Here is a 13,997-nt window from a genome sequence, read left to right on the forward strand (position 1 = left end):
ATAAATGAGTGATATAATACATCTTTTACCCGATTCCATAGCTAATCAGATTGCTGCGGGAGAGGTCATTCAACGACCCTCATCCATAGTGAAAGAACTGGTAGAAAACGCTATTGATGCAGGAGCCGACACTATACAACTTATTGTCAAAGATGCAGGACGGACATTAGTTCAGGTCATCGACAACGGTAAAGGCATGTCCGCTACCGATGTACGCATGGCTTTTGAACGTCATGCAACTTCGAAAATAAGGTCGGCTGATGATCTGTTCGCTCTGCATACAATGGGATTTCGCGGGGAAGCATTGCCTTCTATCGCTGCTATTGCCCAGGTAGAAGTAAAGACCCGCAGGGAAGAGGATGAGCTGGGTACTTTGCTCCAGATATCGGGATCGAGGGTTGAAGCTCAGGAATGTATCGCCTGTCCTAAAGGAAGTAATTTTTCGGTAAAGAACATCTTTTTCAATGTCCCTGCCCGCCGCAAGTTCCTTAAATCGAACGATACCGAACGGAGGAATATACTTACCGAGTTGGAACGGATAGTGCTGGTAAATTCCGAAATAGAATTTTCCTTCACCGACAATGATATTGAAGTTCTTCGGTATCCTGCATGCAATCTGCGCCAGCGAATTGTAAATGTGGTAGGGAAGAATTTCAACCAGCAACTGATATCCATCGATATAGATACTTCTTTGGTAAAGATAAGAGGATTTGTGGGAAAACCCGAATCGGCGCGCAAAACAAGGGCCTTGCAATATTTCTTTGTGAATGGGCGGTATATGCGTCATCCGTATTTCAATAAGGCCGTGACCGCTGCGTTCGAACCGTTAATCCCATCGGGCGAAAATCCGAATTACTTTATCTATTTCGATGTTGAGCCGGATACTATCGATGTGAATATACATCCTACAAAAACCGAAATAAAGTTCGAAAACGAACAGCCTATATGGCAAATATTATCGGCTGCAGTAAAAGAAGCGTTAGGCAAGTTCAATGAGGTGCCCACCATCGACTTTGATACAACGGATGCCATAGATATACCGATTCACGATCCATCGAAGAATGTAAGCCAGCCACGTGTGAATGTAAATCCATCGTACAATCCTTTCAAAAGCCCTTCTTCTGGTTCCGGCTACCAACGTCAGACTCTGGATTGGGAAAAGTTTTACGAAGGATTTGAAAAAGACAGGGGTAACTCTGGTATGGATATAGAACCGGATAGGGACGTAAATATATTCAGCCAGTCATCTGGTACGGAGACAACCATTCCTTCAGTAAACACTGAGATGGTTGTTCATTACCAATACAAGAACAAATATATACTTACATCTGTAAAATCGGGTCTGATGCTCATAGACCAGCACCGGGCACATGTCCGTATCCTGTTTGACCAGTTTATCGCGCAGATTCGCCAGAAGAGAGGTATATCGCAACGGGCCTTGTTTCCCGATATAATAGAGTTGTCTCCTTCCGAAGCAGCAATGATTCCTTATCTGATGGACGATTTGGAAGCTGTAGGATTCGATTTGAGCCATCTTGGCAACAATGCCTATGCTATAAACGGAACGCCTTCCGAAATCACAAATGTAGATCCTGTACAACTTGTACATAATATGATAAGCCGGAGTGTGGACAGCGGCAGTGATGTAAAGGAAGAAATACAGGAATCCCTTGCCTTGTCGATGGCTAATGCCGCATCTATACCTTACGGGCATAGATTATCCGACGAGGAGATGAATAAAATTGTAGACCAACTGTTTGCATCGCCTGCACATAAACATACTCCCGATGGTAAGACAATTATCTCATTACTGGAAGATGATGTGATAGAAAAGATGTTCCGGTAAGATATCTTTATCGGTACTATAATCTTTTAATTGGTAATTTGTTTTATTATTTGAGATAAACCATCTGAAAGATTCACGTGACACAGCTGTAAAACACAGAAAGAGCAGGATATTTATTATACCCTGCTCTTAAGTTATAGATTGTACGCTTATTTGCTTAATAACTTCTTTACTGTCTCCGAAATAGCCTTACCGGCTGCAACTCCGGCCAATGCCTTTGTAGCCACACCCATTACCTTGCCCATATCGGCAGGTGAAGTTGCACCAACCTGAGCGATGATTTCGCTGATTTTAGTGTCCAGCTCATCTTGCGATAATTGTTTCGGCAGGAATGTTTCGATAACAGCCAGTTCTGCCAGTTCATTTTCGGCAAGATCGGCACGGTTTTGTGTGGTGTAGATGGCTGCACTGTCGCGACGTTGCTTCGCCATCTTCTGAAGTATCTGAATAGCTGTCTCATCAGTCAGCTCATCATTAGCCCCTTTTGCAGTTTTCGCCTCTATAAATTCCTTTTTAATTCCACGCAGTGCTTCCAGCCTTATCTTATCTTTTGCACGCATTGCATCTTTTATACCTTCACTGACTTGGTCGAATAAGTTCATGGTTATATGTTTTTATTATATTGTTTCATTAAGTAACAGAAATGGTTTAATATGACGATATTGAATTATAACCAACTGCTGTTGTCATACATATAAAAATAATAAAAGGTTTGTGACCTTAAAAAAGTTCTCCCGGTTTCTTTGTTTCCGGTTTATATTCACTCGGATTGAATTTATCGTCACGCTTAAATACAGGTGTATTTTCCAGTGCATCTACAATACGGTCGTTATCCAGTTCCTCTGTCGATAAGATAACTGGTTTGGGGCTGAAAAAAGAAGTTCTTACGGCCATCGTCTGCACTCCGTCTTTACCGTAATGCTTTTCTATCATTTCGTTGATGCGGCGTTTTTCCTCTTCCTCTGTCCTGATACGTTCTTCTTCGAGCATTTCCTCTTCTTCGGTCATTTCTCGGTAATGCTCATCTATACCCGGAATGCTGGACATGCCGAATCCTGTGGCAAGAAGTGTTATCTTCACCTTCTCTCCCAGTTTTTTATCGGTAGCCGTACCCCAGATAACTTCAATTTCGGGACCGAAGCGCTTCATAAAGTTAGCTACAGCTTCCATTTCTTCAACAATAAGCGGGGTTTCGTCGCTTGAATATATATTGAATAATATTTTCTTGGCATCGAACACATCATTGTTATTCAACAACGGAGAGTGCAGAGCGTTTACAATCGCATCTTCCACACGGCTTTCTCCTTCACCGTATCCGCTACTCATAATGGCCACCCCACCGTCTTTGAGAATTGTCTTCACATCGGCAAAGTCAAGATTGATATGACCATGTACCGTGATTATTTCCGCAATACCTTTTGCTGCGATAGTCAATGTATCATCAGCTTTTGCAAAGGCATTCGGGATAGTAAGGTCAGCATATATATCTATCAGCCGCTCATTGTTGATAACGAGCAATGCATCCACATTCTTGGCTATATCTTCGACACCACGCAGAGCCTGTATTATTTTTTTACGGCCTTCGAATACAAACGGAATAGTTACAATACCAACTGTAAGGATACCCATATCCTTGGCAATACGTGCTACCACAGGTGCCGCGCCCGTACCTGTACCACCTCCCATACCTGCAGTGATAAAGGCCATTCTGGTTCCGTCGTTAAGCAGTCTTTCCAGATCGTCCCGGCTCTCTTCGGCAGCAGCTTTCGCCACTTCCGGACGGTTACCTGCCCCAAGTCCTTCCGTTGTTTTCCGTCCCAGTTGGACGCGGGTCTCTACAGGAGATTCACAAAGGGCCTGGTTATCGGTATTGCACAATGCGAACGATACATCGTGTATCCCTTCGTTATACATATGATTCACGGCATTGCCACCACCACCTCCTACACCAATTACTTTTATTATGGTCTGGGTTTTCTTCGGAAACTGGAAATCAAGTATTTTCTCATCCATATTTTTAATATTTAGCTGTTAGCTATTAGCGTATAGCTGTTAGCTTATATTTTTTTACTTGCAACTATTTTATTCTTCGTCGTTGAACATTGTTCCTCCGAAGTTCTGTATTTTTTCAAAAAAGCCAAACAGGGTTGTTTGCTTACCGTCTTTTTGCTTCTTTTGTTTTTTATTCTTCTTTGTGTCTTCCTCAGGCTCGTCGTCCTCTTCCGCAGGAGGCGGTGGAGTAGGGGTAACCACTGTTTCTACCTTAGGTGCCACAACTTCTTTCTTCTCACAATTTTCATTTGCAAAAAGCAATAGGCTCAAAGCCTGTGTATACAACGGGTTCTGAAGCAACTCGGCAGCATTGTTTATATATACGCGCTTTGCTACTGCACGTTTTACCGGAAGCTGTGATTTTTCAGCAAGGTGATCGACCAGGCCATTCATTTGAGAGGCTCCGCCTATCATGATAATGCCGGCATCCAGTTCATCGGCATATCCCGATAATTTTATCTGATTGATGACATTCAGTATAATTTCATCCTGACGGAGTTGTATGACTTTGTTTAATTCTCTCAAATCCACATCGGGAGAAACATCTGCCGCAGCCTTATTCTTATCTTTTCCTAATTTTCCGTAACGGATTTTATACGTTTCGGCCGATTCGAAAACAAAACCAAGTTCCTGTACATCCTTGGTTATGGTGCGCCCGCCGAAAGGTATGACAGACATGAAGCGCAACAGTCCCCCTTTATATATGGACAAAGTCGTAGTACCCGCCCCAAAATCGACAAGAGCGCATCCTGCCTGCCTGTCATGTTCGTCGAGAACTAAAGCCCCTGCAGCAACAGGACCCACAATATAACCTGCAATTTCTATCTGAGCTTTGTCGGTTATACTTTTTGTCAGGTTAGTCTTTATATTCGGACGGCCTATAACCAGCCGGTAATGTCCCTCTAGAGTAGAACCTATTTTATCTATAGGATCTTCTTCATATTTCCCGTCCAGATAATATTCAGGGGCAAGGACACTGTAATTGGTGAAAAACTCAGGCTTATTCAGTTTTGCCTGTTGCTCCAGATTGTCCAACAGGGCAAAGGTGATAGGCGTAGTTCCATCCAATAATTTGGTTTCCTTATGCTCTATTGCCCGAAGGGATTTTCCTGCAACCGATACATACGCCTTTCCTATTTTCTTACCTGTTTTATTTTCGAGCAAGTTGATAAGTTTCTTGATCTTACCCGCCGCTTCGTCTATATTGTATATTACGCCGTATTTTACGCATGAATCGGAAGGAATACTTTCCGATGCGAGGATGGAAATCACCCCTTGCTCATTCTTGCGGCCCAGTACTCCGATTATCTTGGATGTGCCTAAGTCGATACCTACTATAAATCCTGATTGCTCCATATAACTCCTATCTTTATAAACCGGCCCGGATAAAACCCGCCAGTATATCTATTCCTCTTTTAACGCTTTGTACAGACAACTTGTTTGTCAAATTTCAAATTAATAACGGAATACTTATTCCATCCCGTTTCGTTAAGCCCGTTTTCATAAAAAGCCAGCAGTTTATCCAGCCTTTCCTTATACCCGTAGAGGTTTCCCAGAATAATCTGGTGGTCGCCCACACGGGGTATTAATTTTATATCCTGATTAGGCAGGACTACAATTTGTTCGATTTGTGCGTTCCAAAACTTATCATTATGCAAAAATAGTGCAAATTTGTATAAGTCGGTCTTCGCGAAGTCTTCTTTTATTGCTCCGGTGGCAATAGGAAGATATGCGGTGAAACGTCTTGACAGGGGCATCTTGCGTCCTTCGTTGTCGATATAGTAATTTTCCCCTGCGCCGGACATAACTCTCAGTACCGGTTTACGCTCTTCTATAGACGCTTTGATGGCCCCGTTATTAGTAACAAATACATCAGCCTTTTTTATCAATTGATTAGTCAATATAGCCTCCTCTATAGTATTTGTATTTATATCCTTTATTTGCTTACCCGTAGGATCGAGTCCCTTTTCTTTCACATACCGGGTTATATCTTCCGTATCTACAAACTGCTCATCATCTGAAGCATTCTTTACCTCGACCTCAAATTTGGAGCATATGCCATCCTTTGGTTTTCCCTGAAAGTAGAAAACCGAGAAAACGAGATAGCCTGCAAGCAAACATATTCCGATGATGACTAATGCTTTTTTCATATTTTTTGTTCCAATATATCCTTTATCGGATTTAATAACCGGTCTATATCTCCTGCCCCTACAGTAAGAAGAACCTCCAAATCATTCTTATTTTCCAATAAAGGTAATAATTCCTCTTTGTTACACAATGTTTTAGGACAGGTGACTTTATCGAAAATAATCTTCGAGGTCACACCTTCTATCGGTTTTTCCCTTGCCGGATAAATATCCAGCAGTATCAATTCATCCAATAGAGACAGGCTTTTCGCAAATTCAGATGCAAAATCCCGTGTCCGTGTATATAGATGCGGCTGAAAAATGCCGGTCAGCTTGCGGTCAGGATATAGTTCCTTGACAGATGCTATACTTGCGGCCAGTTCTTCAGGATGGTGCGCATAATCATCTATCATCACTATCTTATCTGTTTTCAGCAAGAAATCGAAACGGCGCTTTGCTCCCATGAAGGTAGCCATGCCATGTCGTAATTCGTCCGCAGTAGCTCCGTTAAGCCAGGCCATAGCCATAGAACCAATGCCGTTTTCTATATTTATTTTTACCGGGACACCGAGCTGTATGTTATCAATCGTTCCCTTCGGTGTGACAAAATCGAAACGAATCTCACCATTTCCTATTTTTATATTCTGTGCATGGAAATCTCCTTTATCCATCGAATAAATATATATCCGCACATCTTTTCCTGTCTTTGGCGAAAGCTTTATATTGTGCTTTATCACCAATGCCCCTCCAGGCTGAATAAGGCTTGTAAACTTCTCAAAGCTTTTCAGATATTCCTCCTCCGTACCATAAATATCCAGATGGTCGGGGTCAACAGAAGTTATCAGCGCCATATAAGGATGGAGCCAATGGAAAGAACGGTCGTACTCGTCTGCTTCCACTACCGTAAATTCGCTTTTATCGGAAAGTATCAGATTGCTGCCGTAATTTTTCAATATACCGCCCAGAAAAGCATTGCAATCGAGATGCGACTGTTTAAGAATATGCGCCAGCATACTGGATGTCGTAGTCTTTCCATGTGTACCTGCACAACAGAGAGCTTTACCCGATTTTGTAATTATGCCTAATACCTGCGCCCTTTTCTGTATAGTAAATCCGTTCCCCTGAAAATATGCGACTTCTTCATTTTCAGCCGGAACAGCAGGCGTATATACAACAAGTGTACTTTCTTTATCTTTACAATAGCCCGGTATAAGTTTTATATCATCAGTATAATGGATTTCGGCACCTTCGGTTACCAGATCTTTTGTAAGAGGCGTTTCGGTGCGGTCGTATCCGGCAACCTTCTTGCCTTTCGATATAAAGTAGCGGGCCAGATTGCTCATGCCTATACCACCAATCCCTATGAAATATATAGATTGTATATTATCCATTTTTCTTTACTAATTTAATAACCTCATCCACAATACGATTGGCAGAGTCGGGTTGTGCCATTTTCCGAATATTCGCTGACAATACCTCAAGTTTCTCTTTATCCTGTATTATGTTTAATGCCTCAGGTACAAGTTTTTCGATTGCTTCGTCATCCCTGATCAGAATAGCTGCATTTTTATCTGCCAGTGCCATCGCATTCTTTGTTTGATGGTCTTCCGACACATTTGGAGACGGAATTAATATCACAGGCTTGCCGAGCAGGCTAAGTTCGGAAATAGAGCTTGCCCCCGCACGGGAAATAACCAGATCAGCCGCTTTATAAGCCAAATCCATACGTGATATAAACTCATGGATATGTATATTTTCAGGACTGCCTTTACCGGATAAATCCATATTCATTTCGAACGAATAGAGCTTTCCACATTGCCAAAGCAATTGAATATTGGAATTTGCCAGTTCATCGATTCCCGCCAGAATACTTTTATTCATCATTCTCGAGCCTAGGCTACCACCTATGAGAAGAATTGTTTTTTTATCCGGATCGAGATTAAATTCCTCATATGCTTCTTGTTTGGTAATAGTTGCGGATAGTAACTCCTGACGGCACGGATTGCCGGTCATTACTATTTTGCTTTTAGGAAAGAAACGTTCCATGCCTTCATATGCGACACACACTACCGAAGCCTTCTTTGACAAGAATTTATTTGTAACCCCGGCATAGGAATTCTGCTCCTGGATAAGTGTCGGGATTTTCAACGCATTCGCTTTGTAAAGCATCGGGCCACTGGCATAGCCTCCTACACCTATTACCACATCGGGCCGGAAATCCCTGAGTATCCGTTTCGCTTTTATCAAACTCTTTTGGAATTTCAATAGGGTAGATATATTCTTAAAGATGTTTTTCCTGTTAAGCCCGGATATTTCCAGACCGATGATTTCATATCCGGCCGCGGGAACTTTCTCCATTTCCATACGCCCGGTAGCTCCTACAAAGAGGATGTCAGCATCGGGGTAATGCTCTTTTATCGTATTGGCAATAGCTATTGCAGGAAATATATGCCCTCCTGTGCCTCCGCCGCTTATTATTACTCTTAGCTGTTTCATATTCTATTTGCTTCATCAAAAGTTTCAAAATCCACATTTGCAATACTTTCGTCTACATCTTCATGGTCCGAATCGTTCAGTTTTGAAGAACATGCCAGAATGATCCCGAAATAGGCGCAAGTAATGATTGTAGAAGTCCCTCCCCGGCTGACCAATGGTAATGGCTGCCCTGTTACGGGTATGAGATTGACTGCAACGGCCATATTAGCCAAAGCCTGTATTGTAAGTATAAGTCCTGCCCCCAGGATGAGATAGCGGGGGAATTTCTTTTCGCATTTCGATGCCAATACTCCGCACCGGATCATTAATGCGACATATAAAAGCAGCACAAACAACCCGCCAAGCAAGCCCATTTCTTCGAGAACGATTGCAAAAATAAAATCGGAATACGCCTGCGGCAAAAAATCGCGTTCTACACCGCTGCCCGGAAGTCCGATAACTCCACCGTTTGCAATTGCTATTTTAGCATGTGATACCTGATAGTTGTCGTCTGTGATCTTATAGGCAATTGTTCCATCTTCTTTTCTATCATGGATGGAGCCCCCTTCCTGTTCGCCCGAATGCCTTTCCAAACGGTTTTTCCAGGTCGTAAAACGTTCCGGCAGGTAATCTTTGACTACCTTATCCGGCAAGAGTGTGAGACTAAGGAATAATACACCACCTATAACAATTCCACCCAGGGCTACTTTGAATAGCCGCCCAAAACTGACCTGGCCGATCCATAACATGAGCATACAAACAGCGAAGAGGAGGCATGCTGTAGAAAGATTTTCAGGCGCAATGAGGGCGCAAATAATAATTATAGCGATTATTAGTGTCTTGAATACCCAACTTTCGTTTTCAGGCTTCATCTTACTCAGAAAAAAGGCGATAAAACCAATAGCCGATATCTTTGCAAATTCAGAAGGTTGTATTGTAAATGCTCCTACTCCCAGCCAGCGTTGCGCACCATTTACATCCTGCCCCATAAACATAGTGAAAATGAGTAGTATGGCCGAAATGGGCAGTCCCAGTAATAAGATGGAGAAGAAGCGGGTAGGTACCCTTTGCAGGAACATAACCACAGCAAACCCGATCAGCAAGAATGCTGCATGACGGAGTATAGGCGCCCAGTGACTCTGCTGACGGTAGGCAATTGTACTTGTAGCACTAAATACTTCAAGCAAAGAGATAATACACAATGCAATGAATATGCACCATATAACTTTATCTCCTTTAAACGCCCTTCCTAAAAAATTGAATTCCATAACATCATTATTTCAGATTTCAAAAATCGGCGTAAGCCAAATTTTGAAATTATAATCTTCTTACATATTCTTTAAATTGATCACCCCTGTCTTCATAATTTTTAAAGAGGTCGAAACTGGCACAGCATGGCGATAACAATACCGTATCTCCCTCCTCTGCCAATGCGTAAGCCTTTTCTACAGCATCTTTCATCGATGATGTATCTTCTATCTTTTCTATTTTATCGTCGAAGAACTTATGGAGTTTGCTATTATCCACACCAAGAAATACAAGAGCGCGGACTTTGTCCTTTACCAGCTGTTCTATCTCGGTATAATCATTTCCTTTGTCTGTACCCCCAAGTATCAGGATTACTTTTGTCTTCATGCTTTGCAAAGCATACCAGCATGAATTCACATTGGTAGCCTTGGAATCATTTATAAACTGGACACCCTTCACCTTAGCTACCTTTTCGAGACGATGCTCTACCCCCTGAAAGTCGCTGAGCGAATGACGAAGGTTCTCATCGGTTATATCCAGTAATTTAGCCGCAATACCCGATGCTAATGAGTTATACAGGTTGTGCGTACCTTCCAGAGCTAATAAATCCTGTTCCATAACAAATGCGGAATTAGGAGTGTTAATATCTATTTCATGGTTATTAAGGTAAGCGATTGCATTGCCGACCTTATGTTCGGCGAATGTATATTGTTTACCTTTAGATACCAGTTTCTTAATTTCTTTACTGACAATAGGATCTTCCTCCCAGAATATGAATGCATCGGCTTCAGTCTGGTTCTGTACGATACGCATCTTAGCGTCTATGTATTTCTGTATATCGTGGTCATACCTGTCCAGATGGTCCGGCGTGATATTCAGCAGGATGGCAATATCAGCTTTGAAAGAATACATATTTTCGAGTTGGAAGCTACTCAGTTCCAATACATAATAATCGTAGTTTTCTTCCGCGACCTGACGGGCGAAACTTCTTCCGATATTTCCTCCCAATCCTACATTCAGCCCCGCCGATTTCAGTATATGATATATCAGGCTGGTCGTGGTCGTTTTACCATTACTGCCTGTAATACAAATCATTTTAGCAGTCGTATAACGTTTGGCGAATTCCATTTCGGAAAGAACGGGAATACCTTTTTCTATGGCTTTGTGAACAAGAGGAGCATAATTAGGAATACCCGGACTTTTTATGATTTCGGTTGCGGCGAGTACCAGCTCTTCGGTGTGACCTTTTTCTTCGTAAGGAATACCGTATTGCTCCAGTTCTGCTTTATACTTGTCCTGCAAAGGGCCGTTATCCGACAAAAAAACATCGAATCCTTTCGCTTGCGCAAGTATGGCCGAACCAACTCCGCTTTCGCCCCCTCCCAATATGATAATTTTATTCATATGTTTTTTAATTTCAGGATTTCAAGATTTCAAGTTTCAAGATTTTTATTCAAGACTTAATCTTGAAATTTTGAAACCTGAAATTTTGAAATTGCATATTATCGCATTTTCAATGTTGCTAATGTAAGTACTGCAAGAATAATTCCTATAATCCAGAAACGTACCACAATTTTTGATTCCGGCACAGCTCCTATCGGTTTTTGGAATAAAGCCTGTATGCCTGAATTTCCGGCCTTCTGGAAGTGATGATGCAGGGGTGTCATTTTAAATACGCGGCGTCCTTCACCGTATTTCTTCTTGGTCAGTTTAAAATAAAACACCTGTATCATTACCGAAAGGCTCTCCACCATAAAGATACCGCATAATATAGGCAGCAATAATTCTTTATGGATAACCACAGCGAAAACCCCGATTATGCCCCCCAGCGTTAAGCTGCCCGTATCTCCCATAAATACTTGTGCGGGAAATGCATTGTACCATAAGAAACCAACTGTTGCACCGATAAATGCCGAAGCAAATATTACGAGCTCCTGACTGCCGGGAATAAACATGATATTCAGATAGGAGGCAAACTCAATGTGCCCGGATACATATGCAAGTATCCCCAATGTAACTCCTATAATAGCCGAACTGCCGGCCGCAAGCCCGTCCAGCCCGTCGGTCAGGTTAGCCCCGTTCGATACAGCCGTTACAATGAATATAACAATTGTAACAAACAGTATCCAGGCTGCCGGTTCCGCATAATCTCCCATGAAAGAGACAAGATCTTCATAGTCGAGGTTATTATTCTTCATGAAAGGGATAGTAGTCTGTGTCGACTTCGCTCCTTCGGCTGTATAGCTCACCCGTTCTATGACATTATCCTGGTTACGGAATTCTATATTTTCACGGATAATAACGTCAGGGCTCAGATAGAGTGTCATGCCGACAATCAGTCCCAAACCTATTTGGGCTATTATCTTAAACTTACCATGCAGTCCTTCTTTATCCTTTTTGAACACTTTGATATAGTCGTCCAGAAAGCCGAGCACTCCCAACCAGACGGTTGTAATAAGCATCAGGATAATATATATATTATCTAAACGGGCCAAAAGCAAAACAGGAACAAGTATGGAGATAATGATAATAATGCCACCCATTGTTGGCGTTCCTTTTTTACTCAATTGCCCTTCCAGTCCGAGATTGCGGACTATCTCCCCGATTTGCAGTTTTTGCAGCTTGTCGATGATACGGCGCCCTATGATAGTAGATATCAGCAGTGATAATACCAGTGCCATAGCTGCACGGAATGAGACATACCTGAACATACCCGCACCCGGGAAATCTAGCTGGTCTAAATAGTCGAATAGATAATATAACATTTGCTCCTTCTGATTTTATTATTCTCCAAAAATATTTCTTACTACTTCTCTGTCATCGAAGTGATGTTTCACTCCTTTCACATCCTGATAATCTTCATGGCCTTTTCCGGCAATGAGGATTACATCGCCCTCTTTGGCCAGTGTACAAGCTGTTTTAATCGCTTGTTCACGCTCGACGATCAATAGCGTTTTCTTCAGCTGCTGGTTGTTCAGCCCGTCAGCCATATCGTTGATAATGGCCTGTGGTTCTTCGAACCGCGGATTGTCAGATGTAAGTATCACCTGGTCGCTCAGGCGTACAGCTTCACGCGCCATAATCGGCCGTTTGGTCTTATCCCTGTTACCTCCGCAGCCTACTACAGTAATTACACGCCCGTTGCCTTCCAGTACTTCATGGATGGCTTCCAACACATTCGTTAAAGCATCCGGTGTATGAGCATAATCAACAATCGCTGTATAGCCCTCAGGAGAGCGTAATGTTTCAAAACGTCCCGATACAGGTTTTAATGTACTCAGTACGAGTAAGGCTTCATCCGGGTCCTGCCCCAATAATACGGTTGCCCCGTACACTGCTAATAAATTGTACACATTGAACACGCCAACAAACTGCACCTGCAATTCCTTATTATTGAATTCGACTGCTGTACCATCGAAATGTTTCTCAATGATCTTGGCTTTGAAGTCTGCCAGCGTTTTTACCGAATAAGTATATTTCTTCGCTTTTGTATTCTGGAGCATTACCGATCCGTTCTTATCGTCGACGTTGGTAAGGGCAAAAGCTGTTTCGGGTAGATTGTCGAAAAACATCTTTTTGGCTTTCAGGTACTCGGCCATCGTTTTGTGGTAATCGAGATGATCCTGTGTGATATTGGTAAAAATGCCTCCGTCAAATTTCAACCCGCTGATGCGCTTCTGATGTATAGCATGTGAGCTTACTTCCATGAAAGCATATTCGCAGCCAGCATTTACCATCTTTGCCAGCATCTCATTCAGCGACAGCGGATCAGGCGTAGTATGTGTGGCATGATATACCGTGCCATCGACATAATTAGCTACTGTGGACAGTAATCCGGCTTTATGCCCCAGCTTACGGAACATCTCATATAACAATGTGGCTGTGGTGGTTTTACCATTCGTTCCCGTAACTCCCACCAGTTTTAACTTGGCCGAAGGGTCTCCATACCAGAGGGTGGCTATTTTACCAGCCGCATCCGCGCTGTCTTTTACTTTTACATAAGTTATTTCCTCTTTTGACGTATCCACCTTCTCCTGATGAATAACAACTTTAGCCCCTAAATCAAGAGCATTGTTAATATATTGATGTCCGTCTACCTGTACCCCTTTTAGGGCAATAAAGGCCGAACCGGCGATTACTTTACGTGAGTCGGTCTGAATACCTGTTATTTCAAGGTTTTCATTTCCTTTTATTTCAACTACATCTATGCCTTTTAATAAATCCTTTAATTTCATATCTGTATCTTTATA

11 protein-coding genes are annotated in these 13,997 nt (G+C 42.3%); 1 reads left to right on the forward strand and 10 read right to left on the reverse strand.

What is annotated here, in order from left to right:
• Positions 1 to 4: 4 nt before the first annotated feature.
• Entirely contained in the window at positions 5 to 1,846 is a 1,842-nt protein-coding gene (mutL, locus tag ACYQ3L_RS04810; RefSeq protein ID WP_379994662.1) for a DNA mismatch repair endonuclease MutL, read from the forward strand.
• A 149-nt stretch (positions 1,847 to 1,995) separates the two neighbouring features.
• Here mutL and ACYQ3L_RS04815 read toward each other — a convergent pair whose 3' ends face one another.
• The 10 genes from ACYQ3L_RS04815 to ACYQ3L_RS04860 all read right to left on the reverse strand — a co-directional run bounded on the left by ACYQ3L_RS04815 (position 1,996) and on the right by ACYQ3L_RS04860 (position 13,982).
• Positions 1,996 to 2,448 (reverse strand): GatB/YqeY domain-containing protein, encoded by a 453-nt coding sequence (locus ACYQ3L_RS04815; protein ID WP_379994661.1) that lies wholly within the window; start codon positions 2,446 to 2,448, stop codon positions 1,996 to 1,998.
• A gap of 118 nt (positions 2,449 to 2,566) precedes the next feature.
• Entirely contained in the window at positions 2,567 to 3,859 is a 1,293-nt protein-coding gene (gene ftsZ, locus ACYQ3L_RS04820) for a cell division protein FtsZ (protein ID WP_379994660.1), read from the reverse strand.
• A gap of 69 nt (positions 3,860 to 3,928) precedes the next feature.
• Positions 3,929 to 5,254, reverse strand: coding sequence for a cell division protein FtsA (gene ftsA / locus ACYQ3L_RS04825; RefSeq protein WP_379994659.1), 1,326 nt, complete (start codon positions 5,252 to 5,254; stop codon positions 3,929 to 3,931).
• A 59-nt stretch (positions 5,255 to 5,313) separates the two neighbouring features.
• Entirely contained in the window at positions 5,314 to 6,048 is a 735-nt protein-coding gene (locus tag ACYQ3L_RS04830; RefSeq protein ID WP_379994658.1) for a cell division protein FtsQ/DivIB, read from the reverse strand.
• The gene (gene murC / locus ACYQ3L_RS04835; RefSeq protein ID WP_379994657.1) at positions 6,045 to 7,415 is read right to left on the reverse strand and encodes a UDP-N-acetylmuramate--L-alanine ligase; all 1,371 of its coding nucleotides are present in this window, start codon (positions 7,413 to 7,415) and stop codon (positions 6,045 to 6,047) included. The genes ACYQ3L_RS04830 and murC overlap by 4 nt, the downstream gene beginning before the upstream one ends.
• Entirely contained in the window at positions 7,408 to 8,520 is a 1,113-nt protein-coding gene (murG, locus tag ACYQ3L_RS04840; RefSeq protein ID WP_379994656.1) for an undecaprenyldiphospho-muramoylpentapeptide beta-N-acetylglucosaminyltransferase, read from the reverse strand. Before murG ends, murC begins: the two co-directional genes overlap by 8 nt.
• Positions 8,517 to 9,767 carry an FtsW/RodA/SpoVE family cell cycle protein gene (locus tag ACYQ3L_RS04845; protein ID WP_379994655.1) on the reverse strand — a complete coding sequence of 417 codons (1,251 nt, stop codon included), beginning with the start codon at positions 9,765 to 9,767 and terminating at the stop codon, positions 8,517 to 8,519. Before ACYQ3L_RS04845 ends, murG begins: the two co-directional genes overlap by 4 nt.
• 49 nt (positions 9,768 to 9,816) lie before the next feature.
• Complete coding sequence (gene murD / locus ACYQ3L_RS04850; RefSeq protein WP_379994654.1) at positions 9,817 to 11,151, reverse strand: UDP-N-acetylmuramoyl-L-alanine--D-glutamate ligase; 1,335 nt, start codon at positions 11,149 to 11,151, stop codon at positions 9,817 to 9,819.
• A 98-nt stretch (positions 11,152 to 11,249) separates the two neighbouring features.
• On the reverse strand, positions 11,250 to 12,512 hold the full coding sequence (gene mraY / locus ACYQ3L_RS04855; RefSeq protein ID WP_006799047.1) for a phospho-N-acetylmuramoyl-pentapeptide-transferase: 1,263 nt from the start codon (positions 12,510 to 12,512) through the stop codon (positions 11,250 to 11,252).
• An 18-nt stretch (positions 12,513 to 12,530) separates the two neighbouring features.
• A complete protein-coding gene (locus tag ACYQ3L_RS04860; protein WP_379994653.1) occupies positions 12,531 to 13,982 on the reverse strand; it encodes a UDP-N-acetylmuramoyl-L-alanyl-D-glutamate--2,6-diaminopimelate ligase in 1,452 nt (483 codons plus the stop codon).
• Positions 13,983 to 13,997: the final 15 nt, after the last annotated feature.

This window comes from Dysgonomonas termitidis (assembly GCF_054657735.1).

Coding starts and splice junctions, on each gene's coding strand:
- ftsA (WP_379994659.1), bottom strand. CDS start 5,254: ATGGAGCAATCAGGATTTATAGTAGGTATCGACTTAGGCACATCCAAG.
- murC (WP_379994657.1), bottom strand. CDS start 7,415: ATGGATAATATACAATCTATATATTTCATAGGGATTGGTGGTATAGGC.
- ACYQ3L_RS04860 (WP_379994653.1), bottom strand. CDS start 13,982: ATGAAATTAAAGGATTTATTAAAAGGCATAGATGTAGTTGAAATAAAA.
- mutL (WP_379994662.1), top strand. CDS start 5: ATGAGTGATATAATACATCTTTTACCCGATTCCATAGCTAATCAGATT.
- murD (WP_379994654.1), bottom strand. CDS start 11,151: ATGAATAAAATTATCATATTGGGAGGGGGCGAAAGCGGAGTTGGTTCG.
- ACYQ3L_RS04845 (WP_379994655.1), bottom strand. CDS start 9,767: ATGGAATTCAATTTTTTAGGAAGGGCGTTTAAAGGAGATAAAGTTATA.
- mraY (WP_006799047.1), bottom strand. CDS start 12,512: ATGTTATATTATCTATTCGACTATTTAGACCAGCTAGATTTCCCGGGT.
- murG (WP_379994656.1), bottom strand. CDS start 8,520: ATGAAACAGCTAAGAGTAATAATAAGCGGCGGAGGCACAGGAGGGCAT.
- ACYQ3L_RS04815 (WP_379994661.1), bottom strand. CDS start 2,448: ATGAACTTATTCGACCAAGTCAGTGAAGGTATAAAAGATGCAATGCGT.
- ACYQ3L_RS04830 (WP_379994658.1), bottom strand. CDS start 6,048: ATGAAAAAAGCATTAGTCATCATCGGAATATGTTTGCTTGCAGGCTAT.
- ftsZ (WP_379994660.1), bottom strand. CDS start 3,859: ATGGATGAGAAAATACTTGATTTCCAGTTTCCGAAGAAAACCCAGACC.